This window comes from Acidovorax sp., from assembly GCF_034519795.1.
In the GTDB taxonomy this organism is placed as follows: Bacteria; Pseudomonadota; Gammaproteobacteria; order Burkholderiales; family Burkholderiaceae_C; genus Acidovorax.
Window position 1 is genome coordinate 764,305 of record NZ_JAXHOB010000020.1, and the last position, 18,245, is coordinate 782,549.

Here is an 18,245-nt window from a genome sequence, read left to right on the forward strand (position 1 = left end):
GCATAGCAGCCGGTCGTTGCAATTGAGCCCAGTTCGGTCAGAGCGTCACCACATTGAGCTCGCTGCCGAGCACCTCTTTGGCAAGAGGCACCAGGTGATCATGGTGGGTCAGGAAGATCACCTGCATCTTCCTCGACAGCTCGCCCAGAACTTGAAGCCCGGCTGCCGTGCGCCGGTCGTCGAAGTTGATGAACAGGTCATCCGCTATGAGCGGCATGTTCAGGCCTTGCTCGATCTGCATTTCCAGGGCCGACAGGCGCAGCGCCAGATACAGCTGGTCCCGGGATCCTTCGCTCATCCCCGACACTTCAACCTGTGCACCGGTGGGCCGAATACCGAAGAGCCTGGGCTTATCGTCAGCGGCGTCAACGAGCAGGCGCTCGAATGAGCCCAGGGTCAGCGTGTTGAAGGTTGCGGAGGCTTTGGCGAGCATCGGGCCCTGTCTCGTTTCGCGGAATTTCTCCATCGACCATTTGAGCAGGCGGGCGGCCGTGTGCAGCTTGAGGTAGCGCTCGGCTGCATCGGCCATGGACGCAACCGCCTCCTGGCGGCGTGCATCGGCCCTGGCAGCGGCGTCTGTGCCGTCCAGGGCGTCGAAGGTTTTGCGCTGGGTTCCGTGCTGATTGCTCAACTGGGCGATCTCTTCCACCAGTTGCGCGGATTGCGCGCCCAGTCGATCGATCTCGGCCATCAGCTCATCGGGAGCGACGCCTTGCGCTTCCTGGCGGAGTTGGTCCAGGCCAAGTCCATCTCCGCCGTGCACCAGGTTGGACTGGGCTGCACTGACTTTGGCTTCAAAGGCTCGGCGCTGTTCGGACTGCTCGGCTGCGGCGGCGAGCGCGTTGATATCGTCCACACCTGCCGTGGCCATCAATGGCGCCAAGCGCGCGTTTTGAGTTGCTTGGCGCTGCTGGACCTCGGCGAGCTCGGCCTCGACCTGGGCTTGTCTGGTACGCAGTTCGCGTTGCGTCTTCTCGGACTGCTTGGCGGTCGCAAGGCGCGCGAAGAGTTCCTGGGCGATCATGTCGGCTTCCTGCTCGACCAAGTCCGGGGCGGCACGCTGTGCAAGGGCCTCTGCCGACGCTTTCAGGTCGGAGAGGTCCATCTGCATGGGTTCAATGCGCTCGCTGCGGACACTACGAATCTGGGTCAGCAACCGTTCAACCTCCTGGATTGCTTCGAACTCTGCTTCGATCTGGCCAGCTGTCGTCGCGCTCTCATAGCCTGCCGCTGCTACGGCCGCCTGCCAGGCAGTCTCCCATTCGCTCCACGCTGACTGCGCTTGCTGGACCAAGCTTTGCAGTCTGGGAACGCTGTTCTGGGCGTCGGCCACCTGCTGCTCCAGCGCGCTGCGCTGACCTTGCGCCTGGTCGACGGCAGCCAGCAGCTTGCGTGCTCGCTGCAGACCGTCGTGGAGGGTGGGCATCTCGGTCGCTTCCGCTGCACCGCCCAGCATCGACCAGAGGGCAGTTGCGAGTTCGACACCAGCGGTCACCAGATCCTTGTGCTGCTGGTCGAGTTGGCCCAGCTCGGCACTGATCTCCAGAATCGCCCTGCGTTGGCGCAGCCATGCCGGCGCCATTTCCAGCGGCAGCTGTGGCAAGCCACTCGCCTCGGCCAATGTTTGCCATTGGCGCGCTCGGGCCTCGTTCCGGTCGTTTGCCGCCTGCAGCCGCGCCTGCTGCCCTTGCAACTCCAGACGCACATGCTCGATGCGTTCGGCCCTGGACCGGTGGGTCGCCTCATGCTGGACGCGATCAAGCCGGGTGTCAGCGAGCACATCGGCCTTGCCCACCCATTGCTCATAGGCATTGGCCTTGGCGGTCAGCTCGCTTGGCGCGGCCTTGATCGCTTGCCATTCCAGGTCTCGTGACTGGCGGGCCTCGTCGACCTGTTCTCGGGTCACCGGTTGGAAGTCCTGGACGAACTGCTGCAGCTCCAACTCCAGCCGTTGCAACTCCTCTGCTTTCGTCGCTACCGCGTCTTGCAGTGCCTGGGCCTCTGCGACTCCTGTTCGGCTCTCATCCAGCAGGCCTTGCACAACGGTGTCGTCGGGTACGAGCATGCCTGCGAGATCGTCCGGTTCGGCTCGCCACTTTCCAAGGCCGGCCAAGGCAGTCGCAAGCGATGCCCTCTGTGCATCCGCCTTCTGGGCCAGCTGGGAGACTGCTCCGGCATGGTCGCCAAGCTTCAGCGCCTTCTCGACAGTGCCTGCCAGCCTTGGATGCACCTCGCGGGCGACCAGGCGCTCCAGAGCCTGCTGCGCCTGCGCCATCTGCTGCTCGCGATCGGTCAGCGCGGACTGGGCGCTGCGCAACTGCTGGTTCAGTGTGCCCCGCTCTTTGAGCAGGTTTGCCAGGCGGTTGCGCGTGGTCGACGCCGGCAGGCGCTTGCGCACCGCGTCTTCGGTATCGGTCGCCCAACCCAGACTGCCGGAGAGTTCTTTCACCCTAGTCCAGTGGGTCTGGATCTCTTCGGCGCGCTTGACGATGTCCGTCCTGTGGCTGCGGTACTGCAGCCTGCGTTCATTGAGGTCGGTGATATCCGCAGCCAAAGACAGTAGAGCCTGGTCGACGTGGATGCCCTCTAGTTGGGTGCGCAGCGCAGAGCTCTCCTGTTCGAGGCGCTGGCTCTCTGCTTGGGCCAGGGCCATGGCCTGGGCCGCATCCCGAATGGTGGAGGATGCGTTCTCTGGCAGTAGCGGAACGTCATCGGTGAGGCCCAGTGCTTCCCTCTGGGTCTGGGCGGCATCCAGCGCCTGCAGCATGGGACGCACGCGGCGAATGCGCTCCAACTGGTTCAGCTGCTGGCGGGTATCCCGGTCGCGCTGGCGTGTGTCGGCGAGGGCCTGCTCGGTTGCTAGCAAGGCGTCATGCTGGGATTTCCAATCCTTGGTTTTGAGAACGGCCTGCTTCAGCTCTGCGCTCGCAGCTTCGTGGCTCTGGAGTGCTTGGTAGTAGAGCCGAGAGCCGGCTTTCTTCGGTCCCCACAAGGCATCCGCTTCCGCTTCTAGCTTCTGCAGGACATTAGCGAGTCCTTCAATGCCAGCGGCCGACTGGAACAGCAGCCGGCCAACATCGTCTGAAGCCGACAGGATGCCGGCGCCGCCTTCGACCAGCGTGGAGTGGTCCAGCGCATACATGCGCGTAAAGGCCTGCAGCTGCATTCCGCCCAGCCAGGGCTGCAGCACAGCGTCCGGCAGTGCCGCGTCTTCGGGTGAACGCACCGTGTTCTTGTTGCCCTTGGTGCGGTCGTAGGCGAGTTGCACGTTCTCTGCCGCGCCCGAGACCAGTCGCTCCAGCACGCCGCCAACCCGCAACTCCGACATGGGGTGAAGAAAGCCTAAGGAAGTCCTGACGGGAATCCCGAACAGCCAGTCTCCGATAGCTGAGCGGACTGTGGACTTGCCGGCTTCGTTGGGGCCCACGATGAGGTGGATATCTCTCGCCTGCTGGGGCAGCGACAGGTGGCGGTCGGTGAATTTTCCGTACCGGATCAGCTTGAGTTCGCGGATGCGCATGGAGGTGTCGAGCTGGGTGGTGATGTCAGACTGAGGCGCCAGCGCCAGCTACCCGAGCCATGAGTACGGGGGTAGCCTGGCGGACCCGATCGGCAATGAGCGATGGATCCGCTTGGCGAAGCTCTGCGAGTTCGAGAGATGCCTGGAGCACGTCGTGCGGGAGCTTTTCCAGCATGGCCTGCCAATCAGCCTGAAGCGACTGCAGGAACTCCGGATCGGCATGGGCAGAGGCGGCCAGTTCCTGCAGTGCGTTGAGCGCATCCTGGGCTTCGCCCTCCAGGCCAGCGGCTTGTGTCGCAGGCGCAGTAGTGGCGACGCGCACTTTTTCGATCCAGATGCGGTCCGGGTCCAGCACCACGGCCTGGGCGATCATCTCCTGCCGCAGTTGGCCCTCGTCGCTGGCCAGGGCCGCGTGGGCGGCTGACTGGCCTGTGAAGCTCACACGTACCGCCAAGGGCAGGCCAGCGGGTGAGTTCGTGAGCAGGTCCTCCATGGCCTGGCCCGCCAAACGAATGGCGCTGCGCAGGTCTTCGCAGACACTGACATCGACGGCCAAGGCGTGCCAGCGCAGCACGTCGACTTCGACCCGCTCGACCTCGGTGATCTCGCCTTCTTCGGCGCTGACCAAGAGCGCACCGCGCGGGCCGGTCTCGCGGATGTGGCGGCCTTGCAGGTTCCCTGGGTAGGCGATGGTGGTGTCGCCGCGCTCGATTCGCTGCTCATGCACATGGCCCAAGGCCCAGTACTGGTACCCCTTGGCCTGGAGCTCTGCCACTGTGCACGGGGCGTACTTGGGATGCTCGGTGAGGCCTTCAAGCGCGGTGTGCAGGACACCGATGTTGAGCCAGCCGGCGATGGGCATGGGGTAGCCGGGGAGCAGATTCTCCGTGGTGGCGGCCACCTTGAAGCTGCGGCCGTGCAGGGCGACCTTGAGCGGCTCGATCCGGAAGGTCTCGGCTTTGCGCGAGGCGAAGGCATGGACGTTGTCTGGGAGTTCCAGGCCCTTGGTCATCTCGCTGTCGGCGTCGTGGTTGCCGTAGAGCAGGTACACAGGGATGCCGGCCTGGCGCAGGCGGCCCATCTGGCGCACGAAGAACAGGCCGGTGTTGAAGTCCTTCCAGTCGCCGTCGTAGACGTCACCGGCGATGACCATGAAGTCCACTTTTTCGTCGATGGCCACCGTGACCAGGCGCTCGAAGGCATCGCGGGTGGCGGTGCGCAGGCGCTCCGCGGGGGCATCGGGGTAGGAGGACAGGCCGCGCAGGGGGCTGTCCAGGTGCAGGTCTGCGGTGTGGATGAATTTCACGAAGAGGTCTCCTCTGGAGGGCGGGCAGAAGGATGGCTGCGGATGCGGATCACTTGCGGGGGACGATCTGGATGGTGCCCAGGCCAGACGCAGGTGGCGGGGCGATCCAGTGGACCCACACTCCGCGCATCCAGGCGCCCAGGTAGATCACGCTCACGAGGAAGATGCCCCACTGGTCGGCTTTCCACGCGGCGTAGAACCAGGCGGGCTGGCCGAGCATGCCGAAGATGCAGGCCCAGCGCCGCAGCTTCTCACTGCGGGCTTGGGACAGCCAGGCGGCGAGGGCGCCGAACAGGGCGATGGCGATCTGGTCGAGTTCCATGCGGTGATTGTGCATGACTGGATGGAACCACAGGGCACCTCTAAAATCCTCAATTCTCCAGATTTTCGCCCATATGAATAAATGACATACGTGCGCTGTTTTTGAATAATCAGGGGTTTCTAGAGGTTCCCTACAGTAGGACATATCAAAACAATGCTTCAGCCGTGACGGCATCTGATCACGGCTAAGAATGGAAGAACGGCGAATGACGAACTCGACCCGATCGTTGCGGACCTGCGGCGACGTGGAGCACCAAACCGCGTTGCGTGAAGACTCTCACCAGCGCTATTGCCGCGCCATTCAACAAGACAGCGCGGACAGGATGAACTCACAGGATCGCTACAAAAGTTGGAGGTCAAAGTTAGATTGCGGTGGACGGTCAAGATCAGCTATTCGCTGCCCAAATTGACCAAGAGATCGCTCAATCTCGACTTGGGCGTGGAAACTGCAATACCAATGAGACGCCATCCAACTCGTTACGAGCACGAACAGTCACATCCATCGCCAATGCATAGATGCGTGACGCGAAGAGCCCAAGTCCGCTATGACTCGGTGCGTCACTGTCGGACACGCCCAAGTCGAAGATTCTCTCGATATCCGCCTCCGGAATTGACTCCCCTCGGTTAAAGACTGCAAGTTCAACCAGATCACCTGATTCTGACAATCGCAGTTCAATGCTGCTGCCGGCAACTCGATAACGCTGGGCATTGTCCAGAAGGTTGTCCAAGATTTGCTCCAGTTGGATGGAGTCCATTTGCACAACAACTTCGTGCTCAGGGCCGACGTACTTCACGTCCCTATTGTCTTCATTCAGGTTACGCGCGAACCGCTTGAGCCAATCTGTCAAGTCATGTGGTGACATTGCGATTTCGCCTGACCGAAGCCCGTCCTCCACACTTGTGGCTTCATGAAGCGCTTCGACCGCGCGTCGAATGCGGGCAAGCTTTTGCTGAACCGCTTGCTGGTCCTTGGTCGTGTTCACGAGGGAATGCAGCGGCGCTCGGATTTCGTGCCCAATGGCATCCAGAATCGCCTTTCTGTTCTGCACATGAGCCTCGGCCAACCGCAGCCTTTCAGCGCGCCGCAATTCCTGCGCGCGTAGCCGCTTGACCAAGTTTGCATCCCGGGATCGATTGCGTCTTAGCAAAAGGTGAAAGACGCGCGCTAAGGTACCAATTTCGTTGGGGGCGGCGAACTTCTTCAGATCGCCACCGCCAGCGGGCCGCACCGCCATTGCGTAAGCTACCGTTCTAAGACGACGTAGCTTCAGTGCATTGTGCCCCCAGTAAATGGCCAAGACCACAATGAGTCCAACTGCCGCAGAAACCCACGTGAACGCACGTGTCGCAAGGTCGGGCAGCGTGAATGGCGTAGCGGTGAGCGTAGCTCGAGCATTCACAACTCCGCCAACTCGCATGTTTTGGGAGGCTTGCACAGGCTCACTGTGAAGAACGCCCTTGGAGATGATGAACTCGGACCAATGATCAGCGATGTCTTGCCACCACCCATCAAGCCGCGTCGTCGACTGGCTGATGCCTGCATCGTCAGATCGCCAAAGAATGCGCCGAGCACCTCCAGAGCCAATGGAGCTGACCTGCAAAGACGCGCGTGACGGAACCGCTGATAGATAAGCCTGTGTCAAAGACACAACCGGAGTGCCGGCTTTTCCAGGAGGCACATCAAAAAGAACTTCCGTGTCCGAGGTAGTGGATGCCTTGTCGTAGATCCTCACACCAATTGCGATCTGCTTCAGAGCAGTTGAGGGCCATGCGTCGTCAGAGCCAGTCGGCAGCAGGAATGCTGAGTCAAGGCGGCCTACTACCGTCACGAAACTCTGCGGCGCGCTGCCATCCTCTTCGACCTGGCTTTCGAACGCCTGCCCGCTGACGAATCGGGAGGGCAAGCCCCCCTCTCCTGAAGCGAATCCGGCAAGCTCGTGGACCTGCTCGAAGCGGGCCAATTGTGAGGGGTACCGCGAGCGGGCCAGCGGAGGGACCTGATAGGCGAGAGTGAGGCGATTCTCTCGGGGCCCGCCGAACGTGAGGACTACACGATTCACCTCTGCGAGCGGGCGGCCAGGGTGATGGCGCTCGATCTTGCTGGAAGGGTAGCGCAAAGAGAAATACACATAGCGCCCAGTCTGGTCCCCTGGCACTGCGGCGAAACAGGCACGCAGGTTTCCCGCGAGCGGTCCTTCCCGCCGACCACCGGTGTATTCCACTTGGCAGGCTCTCGGCGCCTCGAAGTTGATGTCTCCTGTCTTGAACGCCCTTGCGTTGCCAGTCTGGAGCAGGTAAGAGAAGAACGAGCGACGTAACGTGATGACGTTCAGCGCGCGAGAAACCGCCGAAAACTCAGCGGGGTTCTCAAGCAGCGACGATCCATCGGGTTCACGTGTACTGAGCAGGAACTGGGCAAGCTGTCCATTGAGCTCGGACTCTTGAACTCGCTGCTCTTTCCTGTGCGCCGATATGCTGATGTCAAATACCGCCCCGCCCAAGATGGCGATGAGGAGGGCGAGGAGTGCGACAGTGGTGAGAGTGAAGTCCCAACTCTGCCACCACTGCGGCAAACGACTACGGTGTTGTTTTCCAGAAATAGCCACGGCCGGGTTCGTTGTCAATTCGGTCAAAATCTGGGTCGAACTCACGGAACTTAGTGCGCACGTTTGACAATTGCGTTGCGATTGCCTTGGCTGACATTCCCGACTTCAGGTTCCTGACCAAGTTCCTTGTCTCCACTACGGTACCAGGTCGTTCAATCAAGCATTGCAGGATGCTGAGTTGTGTCATCGTCAGCGCCACCGCGTTCCCCTTCCAAAGGTAGCGATTCTTCCGCAGAGGGTCAGCGGTCAGACCATCCGGTAACCCTTGTTGAGTAGTCAGGTCTTTCCCGGCCTCTGAATTCGACCATTCGAGCGCGTGTTCGATCTTATTAATAAGATCCTGCTCATCAACCGGCTTTGCAATGAAGTCGTATGCATGCAGCGTGAGCGCCAACCCCCTGAGGTTGTCCTCCGGCATCCCGGATACTACGATCGTTGGCCAGTTCGCGCGAATGTCGCTCAGCAGCCCAAGCCCAGCATAGCGATTCTTCGCGCCAGTTCCCAGCTCGATGTCCATCAGGACCAGGTCGAACTTTTCTTCTTTCAGCAACGTTTCAGCTTCCGCCTTGGTATAGGCCTGTCTGACGTCAGCCTGCAGCGAGTTCAGGATCAACGCTTTCAGGTTATCGCTGTCCTCCTGGACGTCTTCAATGATGGCTATACGAATCATGGGGGCCCCAGAACAAGGGTTTTCAGAGAATCGCAGCATCTCACAAACACGTGCAGGATTTGGGGGCACGCGGTTCAGGTTTCTTAACCACAGGACGATCATGACAAGATGTCGAGGCGCCTTCACGGAAACGTATAACCGAGCAAGGCAAGCGCCCCAACACCTGAACCGGTCTTCTACCAACCCTTTCCCAACTGCTGGAAAACTTCTGTCCAACACAACAACGGCGTCCTCACAAGGACGGGACAGACTTGAACGCCAATACCCCAGCACACCATCTGGTACGCCCCGAAGACCTGCCGCGGGGCATCTCTGCTATCCGCGTGCTCCCACACGCAACGCTTGACGCTCTCTGGGACAGCATCATTGTGGCCCCAGACATCAAGGAGCGCCTGCTGTCTCAGGCCATCCTGAACTTCTCCCTGCGCCCGAAGGTCTCGCGCGACCAGTTGCCGATGCATGGGGTGATCCTTCTAGTTGGCCCTCCAGGCACAGGCAAGACCTCGTTGGCGCGGGGTCTGGCCAGCAAGCTGGCGGGTCTCATGCCAAAGGCCAAGCCTCGCCTGGTCGAAGTCGATCCCCATGCGTTGACGAGCTCGGCGATGGGGAAAACGCAGCGCGCAGTCAGCGAGCTGTTTTCCCAGACAATCTCGGAACAGGCGAGCAACGGGCCGACCGTGGTTCTGTTGGATGAAGTCGAGACCTTGGCTGCAGACCGTTCACGGATGAGTCTGGAGGCAAATCCGGTGGACATTCATCGCGCCACCGATGCAGTGCTCGTCCAACTCGATGCGCTGGCAGAGAGCAATCCGAACATACTGTTTATCGCCACCAGCAACTTCCCACAAGCCATTGACGACGCATTCACGTCGCGCTGCGACTTGGTCATCGAAGTGCCCCCTCCAAACCGAGACGCTGTCACAGAGATTCTCCAGCAGTGCTTGGCCGGCCTAGCAACCCAGTTCCCGGGAATCGCCACTGTCGCAAACTCCCAGGAAATCGACAAAATCGCACATGCATGTGAAGGACTGGATGGTCGCGCGCTGCGCAAGATGGTGGTGAATGCGATGGCCATGAGTCGAGAAGTTGCTGCTGACCCGAACAAGCTGACCGCTGCTCATCTGCTCGCTGCGGCGAAGGAGGCAAAGCTGGTGCGCTCGCGCAAGGGGGGCCTCAAATGAGTACCGTCCGCCGAGACTTCCGCAGCGTCCCGTCTCGCGATGCCGCAGAGACATGGAGTGCCATCGTAGACCTCATTACGGCGAGCAGTCCCAATGCCGAAGCCCGCAAGGAACTCCTGAGCATCGCAGGAATTGTGGCGAGCGTGATCACCGATCAAGTTCCGCAATCTAGCCCAATCGTCGTCACCTGCGACGGACCGCGCACGCGCATCTACTGTCTGTATGACGACGACGCACTCGATGACTCGGCTAGCAACGAAGCAAAGCTAGGATTCGATGCGACGAAGGGCGACTGGAAGGTCTCAGTCGCGGTGGCTGCCGAAGATCTTTCCTGGGTGCAGGCGGCGCTTAAAAAGCAGACAAACCGGGTGGTCGCACGTGATGCAGCGGACGGCATTGAAGTCGACGCCGACAAGAAGTCGGCCAGAGCATCCGCCGTGGCGCTCGACTGGCAAGGGTTCCTGAAGCCATGAGCACCGTTTCCGTTTATTCGTACACCCACTCGGTCACTTACGTCACCGACAACGTGCTCAAGAGCCTGAAAGACATCATCCGCATGAGCGGACTTTCACCCGCAAACCTAGTGAACAGCTGGGAGAGCAAACACCGCGCCATAAAGACCTGGATTGAATCCCGCCACCTTGAACGGGTCGAGTTGGAGATCTTCAACCCGGCGACGAACGCGATGATCGTCCGCTGGGACCTGGACATCGTCTACCAGTGGAGCGATTGCGATGGTTCGTTCTACACCGACACCGAGCAGCTGAAATACGCCATCAGAAAAGCCGGCGTGGCCCCTGAGAGCGCGAGCTATGAAGTCATCCTGAAGACCAAGCCTGGTCGGCCGGATGTCTCTGGCTGGGGGCCTGCTACTTCGCGCTCGACCGATGGCATGGTGCGCCAGACCCTTGGCTCTACTGTTGAACATAGCGGACTCGGGGCGAGCACCGCTTACTGGAGGACCCGCTGATGATCTCCCTCGATGATGCCTTCCGAAAGTTCAAGTCCCGGCTTGAGCTCAACGACCGCGAACAGGCAAACGCCTCCAAGCGCCACACCGAAGTTCGTGAGCATATCTGTTCCAGATTTTCGATCCAGCGCGACTTCCTGACTGGTTCTTACAAACGGCACACCAAGACCAAGCCCTTGAAGGACATCGACATCTTCTTCGTCTTGTCGGACTCCGAGGAAAAGAAGTACCGCCCCCAGGCACCTTCAGAGATTCTGGAAGACTTCTACAACGCGCTGGTTGAGAAGTACGGCAAGGAGGCTGTTCGCAAGCAAGGGCGCTCCGTCAGCGTCGACTTCGGCGTGGTTGTCGATGCAGAAGACAACACGGACTACCGTGTCGTCAGCGTGGACGTAGTACCTGCTGTAGCGGTTGGCTCTGACTTCGAAATTCCCAACAACGACACCGGCAAATGGATGAAAACCAATCCCGAAATCCACGCGAACAAGGCGCGGGATGCGCACCAAGCCTTCTCCTCGGAGTGGAAAGGGCTTGTCCGGATGGTCAAGTACTGGAACAACAACCCTAAGCACGGCGCAGACAAACCTGTAAAGCCGTCATTCCTCATCGAGGTGATGGCGTTGGAGTGCCTGCACGGCGGCTGGCAGGGGCGCTTTGACTATGAGATGCAGGCGATGTTCTCGTCGCTCGCTAATCGCATCACGGACGAGTGGCCTGATCCAGCGGCAATGGGATCACCCATCAGCGACGGGATGGATGCTGCGAGAAGGGACCGAGCACAACAACTGCTTCTCGCTGCCAGCCGTGAGGCCTCCAACGCCATACACCTGGCTCGCAAGGGGCAGAGCGGCGAGGCATTGAAGGCGTGGCGTGCTCTGTTCGGCCCCAAGTTCCCACTCTCCTAGAGCGTACCTATGACCCAAAATTCAACAACAACAACGACGACGACCGCGCTCAATGCCGCTGTCGACGACACCAGCTGGCTCAAACAGGCTTTTGCGAACGTCCAGACCGCGCTCGGCAGCCAGATGGCGCTAGCCACTCAGTCCATCAGCCACGCGGGAACGATGGGCTCGGTGAATGAGGAGCACTGGCTGGAGTTGCTCCGCTCCTACCTACCAAATCGCTATGAGGTAGCAACCGGCATCATTATTGACTCGAAGGGAAATCGCAGCGATCAAATCGATGTGGTCATCTTTGACCGGCACTTCACGCCCACCCTGCTTGATCAAAAGAACCACCGGTACATTCCCGCCGAGGCCGTCTACGCAATCTTCGAATGCAAGCCTGAAGTCAACAAGGGATACATCGAGTATGCGGAGAAGAAGGCTGCGTCTGTCCGCAGCATGACGCGCACTTCCGTGGCCATCTCGCACGCTGGCGGTACCTACCAGGCCAAGCCGCACTTCCGCATCCTGGCAGGGCTGCTGGCACCACGCTCGGGGTGGGTCAATGGCCTGGACAGCACCTTCTTGGGCAACCTCGGCAGCCAGTCCGTGTCCGCACTTGACTGCGTGTGCTCCCTGGATCATGGTTGCTACGACTGCTATGACGGCAGCCATCTCGTGGTGTCTGAACAGGGTGCAATGATGTACTTCCTCTTTCGTCTCCTCGCGCGGCTGCAGAGTCTGGGAACAGTACCGGCAATTGACTGGGCCGCGTACAGCCGCATCATCAAGGCGTAAAGCTACATCGAGCTCAGCGATCCGAAGCAGGCCGGCAGATTACAAGATCGTAAATGACAACTCACTTTTCTATGGAGTATTCATATGGCACGAGTAAAAATTGAAGATGTAGTAGATCACCTCAGCTCGGAAATGCGCCGAGCATTGGAAGACGCGGTACGAGAGGAGATTCCGAATGCGGAGTTTGATTCGTACGCACTTTTCCGAGCTTTCAAACGAGCTGTCTATCGGAAGTGCCGTGTCTGGGAAAACGTCCCAGACCAATATGTGGAGATGTGAGGCGGCATCGTACGGGCACATCTACAGGCGAGTGACTGCACCCCTTCTACGCGCCACGATAGTCTCGCGTGTCAGAGGGGTGGCATGTATTGGGAGCTACAGCAGTCGGCCCATCGTGCGCAGCAGTCTGCGTCCGTTCGTGCGTAGTATTTCAAACGCTTCGGGTTCTGCGCATTCCCATTGAGGTGCAAATAGCTGGGCTGTTCTCTCCATACTCCAAGGCTGAACTGGCACGCCATTATCCTCGGCGAACGGTCCATCGCTCTCGGGAACCACCCTGTCACGAGGGATCTTTGCGACAAGCGTGCGGCCGGCTGCGCTGTTAAACGCAGCGGGTCCTATGCTGAACCAACACCCCAATTTGTATGCGGTCTCCATCTCTCCAACTGTCCCAGTGAACCAATGCAGTACCGCAGTGCCGAAGCCTGGGTTCTTGAGAAGAATGGACAGGACCTCTTTCGCGGCACCCCGTGAATGGATGCTCAAAGTTCTCCCGCCCAGCTCTCTGCTTCGCGACACGACGGCATCAAAAACTTGACGCTGGATCGCCAAACTCGACTTAAAGCGATAGGAGCCATCCAGCCCTACTTCACCTACCGCTACTGCATGCTCCATCTGCTGCAGCAGTTGGGGGAGCTCGCCGGCGCGGGTCTCGACCAGTTCGGGGTGCAGGCCAGGCGTAATGAGTACTCGCGGCACATGACCCAGCACCCTCGACGTGGCGTCATAGGCTCTGGGGCTGGTGGTTACAAGCCAGGTGAATTCATTGCGAAGAGCTGCCTCCTCTGAGACAGCTTTGGCACCAGGATATAGATCAAGATGGCAGTGAAAGTCCATCAAAGCACGCCATCCCTCCGAAGGACCGCTTCAATCTCGACCAGGCCATCGCTAAGTACCTGTCGATACAACGCCCGCTCGTCAGGTCCAGCGAATGCCAACGTTGCGCCCAGGAACCGATCTAGTCCTCGTTCTTCCATGGTGAGAACTGCAAGCGCTGCAGCCATTGCGTCGTCAGGTCCGCTCGACTTGTCCGATGCAGCAAGGGAGTCGTGTACATAGACCGTTGCATCTCGATTTGGCCCCCATGCGTGAAACGCGCCTTTCCGGATCATGCAAGGTACACAGCGCCCGCAATGTTTTCGGTTGTATGTGCGAAAGCGGCCGCAGCTTGTCGTTTCACAGGCCAAGCCTTGCAGCAGGGATTGATCGCGGCACTCCTGGAGCATCTGGCCCTTGGTCTTGAATCTGTAGGGCAACTCAAGCACTACCCTGCAACCAAGTTCGTCCAGCAGGTACTGCATCATCGCGATGAACTGAGGGTGAGTTGTCTTGGTGCTCAGGCTAGATACACGACCCGGCACCAATGGAGGATTGATGCAGATGAATCCGTTTTCCGGGACAAATACTTGCACGCGTTCTCCCTCAATGCGAGACGCAGCTAGTACCGCAAAAGCATAGAAAGCCAGGGACCGGGCGCGTGTCGACGGCTCACGCTGACCAGCGAAGTTGATGCCGTGACTCCACTGCCAATGTGCGCTGGCGCCACCCAGCCTGTTCGCGAACTTCCCCTGCTTAACCGAGTCATCATGCGCCAGTTGAGACACGAAAACCGGCCTTCGACCTCCAGAAACGAGGTCAATTCCGCCCACAAGGCTGTCCAGTCCACCAGAAAGCAGGCACACGCAGTCGTGCGGCAAGGACGTCACTTTTCCCGTAGGTGGCGCCTCCCCACCTGCGACAAAGTGGAGAGTCCAGTAGTCACCCGTCAGCAACTTGAGCATCTTCGCCAGATGCTCCTCAAATCCAACCCAGCGCATAGGCTCGTGCAGGCCAATGGTCAGCTCTATTACGCGAGTCCATCCGTCAGCGCTATTTTCTCTAGGACACGCCAGGTCGGCCGCGCAGGCGGCAAGGCAAAACTGTACAAAATCCCAAGTCACAGAGTCAGGCGCGAAGCCCTTGCGCTTCAACTGAGACCTCCATTTATTGGCAATGTTACCGACGCCTTCGCGCCCCGCCGTTCGAAAAAATGCGAAGGCTTGCTCATCAGGCCGCATGCTCGCCGGCAAGCTGTCAGCACTTGTGCATAGGACTTTCATTCGCCGAACACCTCCAAGGTTGCAGCAAGGACTTCCCGAGCTAGACTGTGTGCATCAACGGGTCTTGTTCCCAACTTATCGATCTCTACACGAACCAATCCCCGCACATATTCACGAATGTCGTTTCGGCACAGCTGCACCTGCTGTGGGGTGTACTTGAGCTTCTCATAGCTCTGACCGAGGAGCAGGTCTACACGATTGCAGATGTCGTTGGCCACGGTGAAGCCGACGATGTCTGCGATCTGTTGATCACTCAGATTGAAGATATCGACATCTGGTGACGTTTCGTACAACATCGACAACGTCTCCGTTGCCGCATTGCGAATCGAGTCTTCGTCAATGCTTCCAGACTGCGGGATAACCTCTCTAACCACCTCCAAAATAAGGTCGTTCGCGGAGAGGTTGGCCGCTCGAGCGCGCTGAACCCAGTTGACGATGCCCGAATCTGTTCCGTCACGCGCCTGGGTGAGGAAATGGCCGAGTGCACCGGCTCCTTGCGCAGTAGCCCGCATAGTGTTTGCAGCACGAGCAGCACCGCCCATTCCTCGACTAACCATGCGCTTCGCTGCGGTCTTGAAGCCGTCCCGCCCTCCGCCGCCGAGGGCACCGGACATCGCGACGCGTGCCCCGGCGAACCTTCGTGCCGGATTCGCAGCTGGAACCAGATGACTGGGCTCTATTTCGCTTTGAGGTGCATCGTCTTCTCCAGGGGCTCCAGAATGGCCATCACCCGGTGCATCGTCGTTATCGTCAGCGCCAGTATCGCCTCCGCCGGGGGCACCTTCCAACCACTCTGGATCAAACGGTGAGCGGGGACCGCCTCCCTTACTCGAAGTTGAAGTTCCCATCAGCTTGACCTATTGCCATCGGGCTGGATTGCACGCTTGACCCTCACGTCAGTGTCCGAGTGAGCAAGCCAGGAATCCAGCACAGGCTTTGCCCACTGCTGAGTACTGAGTCCAGGGATGATCCCTGCGCCAATTTGGGAAACGGGGGCCTTAAACAATAGCGCTTCCGCTGTTGGACCATGTTGTGGATATACCTTGCAGGTTTCGATGAGCATCAAGACGTCGACGGCGTTACGCCAGCCGCGCTTGGGCGCTTGTAGTGCCCAAGCCCTTGTCATCGCCAAGCCGGCCTGAAGAGCACCGGCGTTGGTAATTGCCACTGTTAGATGTACGTTTGGGGTCGTTGCTGCAGCGAGCGCGTCTCGCAGCTCTCGCCCAACGGCCGTCAACGAATCCGCACCGAAGTCTCGGGTTTGTGTGTCTCGGCTGAGATGCAGCAATGGACGAAGGTCCATGTTGCCAAGCGATGGAGAAAGCCCGAGCCATTGACGCACAAATGTGTCTTGATCGTTGAACGGCGCTACAAGGGCTTGCCCCGTCGCGTTAGACTCCTCGGCAGATCTCAGCGCTGCTACTCGCCCGTCTGACTCCGACGTCACTAGATTTGAAAGATCGATGGCGAGCTCAGGGGCGCAGCGCTCGACCAGATGCCATTTCGCGAGTGCTTCGAGGTCCAGCGTGATACCTTGGGGCTCCGCCAAGCTCGATCGCAGAAAGACGGTGTTCAGGAAGCGTTTAATGAGCCTCGGATTTCCATTGACGGCGATCGACCTGGTCAACAATGGCGCAAGCCCATCCGCGAGCTTCATCCTTTCGACCATCAGTTGGTTGTCGACACCAACCTGCGCCTCTAAAAATTCTAGGCTAACCGCATCGCCGCGCCATGCGTCACGCAGTCTCTTGGAAACTTCGGCTCGGGCAATGTCAAATTTCGTCGGGTTAAAGACCCCATCCTCCTTTGCGCGCTGCATGAGCAAAAGCGCGATGTATGCCTTGGCTTCGTTCACGCCCAATCTCGGAACCTGCAATGGAACCTGGATCAGCTTGTCAAAGTAGTTGGTCGCGACCTCGTCCTTGATTTCAGTCCCTGCGAAATGAACACGGACTGCACCTTTGATGAAGTCATTGTCGGCAGCGATCACAAAAGCGCTGCGCTTGATGAAGAGCAGTAAACGGATAGATTCGAGCGTTGAGATCGCGGTTTTTGGCAGGCAGCGATCAAGATCGTCGACGAAGACGACCAACGTAATTTTCAGCTCCTCAAGCAACGCTTCGAGCGCTGCTCGAAATGCCTGAATCTCTCCAGGTAGTGAGATAGGCTCGGCTGGCTTGAGAAGTCCGTCTCCGCCGTTCTTTTTTTCTTTTTCTTCATTCTCTTTTTCTTCAGCATCGCCTTTGCCGATGAGCCCAAATCGCTGCATCGCTCGACCAACCATGCCGACTGGTACGCCCGTGAAATAGGTAGCAGCTGCCTCGCCTCCCAATTGGACAAGTCGCAAAACATTGATGCGCTTCAAGAGGCGCTTGGCTTTCTCATATAGGTCCTGATTGCTCCTTGCTCGCTCGAGCACTTCGTCACCTACCAGTTGGAGCAGAGCATTGCGGGCACTATCGAAGTCTTGGTAGAGCCAAGGGTTGAACGTGACAAGCACGTATGTGTTTTCATTTGGTTTGTTCAACGCTTGTAAGCGCTGAGCGACCATTTTGACCAGCGAGGTCTTACCCGCGCCCCACCCTCCAGAAATTCCGACAGATATGGGCTCGCCTCCAGCCTGCTGCAGCAGCTTTGCACAAGCATCCGCTACGACCCCAAAGTTTAGATAGTCGATCGTCGTTTCATTGTCATGCCACACCTATTTCTCCCTCCTAAATCGCCATATTTTTAGGCCACCCCGTTTAATCGCCTCTAGATGCGCTCAAATCACTCTGCACTGGGAGCGCCTCCACCATCACTCTGGTACGGAATCGCAAAATACTCAAATAGTTTTTGCGCTTAACTTGATGCGTCCACTGACGCCACTGACCAAAATTCAAAACGGAGGTCAGCCTGACAGCGTCATGGCATAAGATTTGATTGTGAGATTGGCCATCCAAGGCGCTCGGCGGTCTTGCGCACAATCCATTCGGATTGCAAGTCTGTACACCACTTCTTGCTGAGCAAGCTCTGAAAAACCGCTCTCAGCGTAGCCTCTTGGTCCCCCTGAAACGCAGCCAGTTTGCGCTCGCAGTACGGGACCATCTGTACGACCAAGTCCTCGCAGACCTCGAAGGCGGTAGCGACCTCGGAGGGTGAGGTACCTGGGGCGTAGAACTTTCCATTCTCTTCGATCAAGCTCATCTTGGCATGCGCGCCAGAGAGAGCAAAAGGGATCGCGACTATCGGGAAGTCGGCGGGGATTCCGCTGTGGATGGAACGGTCGATTGACATGGTCGCTCCTTGCAATGGGAGCAACATACCTCCAACGGGCTGGGGCTTCAAGGGCAGTATGGAATCAAGGCCACGGTGTTCGTGCATTGCTTTGGTCCAGCCCCCGCACCATCTTCGGCAAAAGCAGTGGCCAGTACGCCTCGATGCGCGCAGTTCAAGCTTCGCTGCCGAGATTTTCTGGGGATGGACGGCCAAACAGCCTTCCGATAGAAGAATGTCCACTCAACCCGTGGATGAATCTGTGGATATCTCCGTGGTATGTCCTGCAGTGCCCGCACCGGCGCGGGTCCTAACGGAGTGCTTAATTCATAGGCAAGACCGAGCATGGGCTG

General features: G+C 58.9%; 15 protein-coding genes. 5 read left to right on the plus strand and 10 right to left on the minus strand.

Annotated elements, in window-relative coordinates:
• Positions 1–37: 37 nt before the first annotated feature.
• From U5N23_RS24835 to U5N23_RS24855, 5 genes are all read right to left on the minus strand, one after another.
• Positions 38–3,520, minus strand: a complete 3,483-nt coding sequence (locus U5N23_RS24835) for an ATP-binding protein (protein ID WP_322595364.1) — start codon at positions 3,518–3,520, stop codon at positions 38–40.
• Between the two features lie 25 nt (positions 3,521–3,545).
• The gene (locus tag U5N23_RS24840) at positions 3,546–4,826 is read right to left on the minus strand and encodes a DNA repair exonuclease (protein ID WP_322595365.1); all 1,281 of its coding nucleotides are present in this window, start codon (positions 4,824–4,826) and stop codon (positions 3,546–3,548) included.
• Between the two features lie 49 nt (positions 4,827–4,875).
• The gene (locus U5N23_RS24845) at positions 4,876–5,148 is read right to left on the minus strand and encodes a hypothetical protein (RefSeq protein ID WP_322595366.1); all 273 of its coding nucleotides are present in this window, start codon (positions 5,146–5,148) and stop codon (positions 4,876–4,878) included.
• A 421-nt stretch (positions 5,149–5,569) separates the two neighbouring features.
• Positions 5,570–7,798 carry a HAMP domain-containing sensor histidine kinase gene (locus tag U5N23_RS24850; RefSeq protein ID WP_322595367.1) on the minus strand — a complete coding sequence of 743 codons (2,229 nt, stop codon included), beginning with the start codon at positions 7,796–7,798 and terminating at the stop codon, positions 5,570–5,572.
• Positions 7,725–8,525 (minus strand): response regulator transcription factor, encoded by an 801-nt coding sequence (locus U5N23_RS24855; protein ID WP_322595368.1) that lies wholly within the window; start codon positions 8,523–8,525, stop codon positions 7,725–7,727. Before U5N23_RS24855 ends, U5N23_RS24850 begins: the two co-directional genes overlap by 74 nt.
• Before the next feature lie 149 nt (positions 8,526–8,674).
• Here U5N23_RS24855 and U5N23_RS24860 point away from each other — a divergent pair, with 149 nt between their 5' ends.
• Genes U5N23_RS24860 through U5N23_RS24880 form a run of 5 tightly spaced genes read left to right on the plus strand, consistent with a single transcriptional unit; the run spans position 8,675 to position 12,259 of the window.
• Entirely contained in the window at positions 8,675–9,604 is a 930-nt protein-coding gene (locus U5N23_RS24860; RefSeq protein WP_322595369.1) for an AAA family ATPase, read from the plus strand.
• Entirely contained in the window at positions 9,601–10,077 is a 477-nt protein-coding gene (locus U5N23_RS24865) for a hypothetical protein (protein WP_322595370.1), read from the plus strand. Before U5N23_RS24860 ends, U5N23_RS24865 begins: the two co-directional genes overlap by 4 nt.
• Positions 10,074–10,574, plus strand: coding sequence for an HORMA domain containing protein (locus tag U5N23_RS24870; protein WP_322595371.1), 501 nt, complete (start codon positions 10,074–10,076; stop codon positions 10,572–10,574). The genes U5N23_RS24865 and U5N23_RS24870 overlap by 4 nt, the downstream gene beginning before the upstream one ends.
• Positions 10,574–11,479 carry a CBASS oligonucleotide cyclase gene (locus U5N23_RS24875; RefSeq protein ID WP_322595372.1) on the plus strand — a complete coding sequence of 302 codons (906 nt, stop codon included), beginning with the start codon at positions 10,574–10,576 and terminating at the stop codon, positions 11,477–11,479. Before U5N23_RS24870 ends, U5N23_RS24875 begins: the two co-directional genes overlap by 1 nt.
• Positions 11,480–11,488: 9 nt before the next feature.
• Positions 11,489–12,259 (plus strand): DUF6602 domain-containing protein, encoded by a 771-nt coding sequence (locus U5N23_RS24880; protein WP_322595373.1) that lies wholly within the window; start codon positions 11,489–11,491, stop codon positions 12,257–12,259.
• A 375-nt stretch (positions 12,260–12,634) separates the two neighbouring features.
• On the opposite strand, the gene qatD is transcribed toward U5N23_RS24880, so the two are convergent.
• The 5 genes from qatD to U5N23_RS24905 form a co-directional block, all read right to left on the minus strand.
• Positions 12,635–13,375, minus strand: a complete 741-nt coding sequence (gene qatD, locus U5N23_RS24885) for a Qat anti-phage system TatD family nuclease QatD (protein ID WP_322595374.1) — start codon at positions 13,373–13,375, stop codon at positions 12,635–12,637.
• Positions 13,375–14,637 carry a Qat anti-phage system QueC-like protein QatC gene (qatC, locus tag U5N23_RS24890; protein WP_322595375.1) on the minus strand — a complete coding sequence of 421 codons (1,263 nt, stop codon included), beginning with the start codon at positions 14,635–14,637 and terminating at the stop codon, positions 13,375–13,377. Before qatC ends, qatD begins: the two co-directional genes overlap by 1 nt.
• A complete protein-coding gene (gene qatB, locus U5N23_RS24895; RefSeq protein ID WP_322595376.1) occupies positions 14,634–15,251 on the minus strand; it encodes a Qat anti-phage system associated protein QatB in 618 nt (205 codons plus the stop codon). The genes qatC and qatB overlap by 4 nt, the downstream gene beginning before the upstream one ends.
• A gap of 233 nt (positions 15,252–15,484) precedes the next feature.
• Entirely contained in the window at positions 15,485–17,338 is a 1,854-nt protein-coding gene (locus U5N23_RS24900) for a KAP family P-loop NTPase fold protein (protein WP_322595377.1), read from the minus strand.
• A gap of 203 nt (positions 17,339–17,541) precedes the next feature.
• Positions 17,542–17,913, minus strand: coding sequence for a hypothetical protein (locus U5N23_RS24905; RefSeq protein WP_322595378.1), 372 nt, complete (start codon positions 17,911–17,913; stop codon positions 17,542–17,544).
• Positions 17,914–18,245 lie beyond the last annotated feature (332 nt).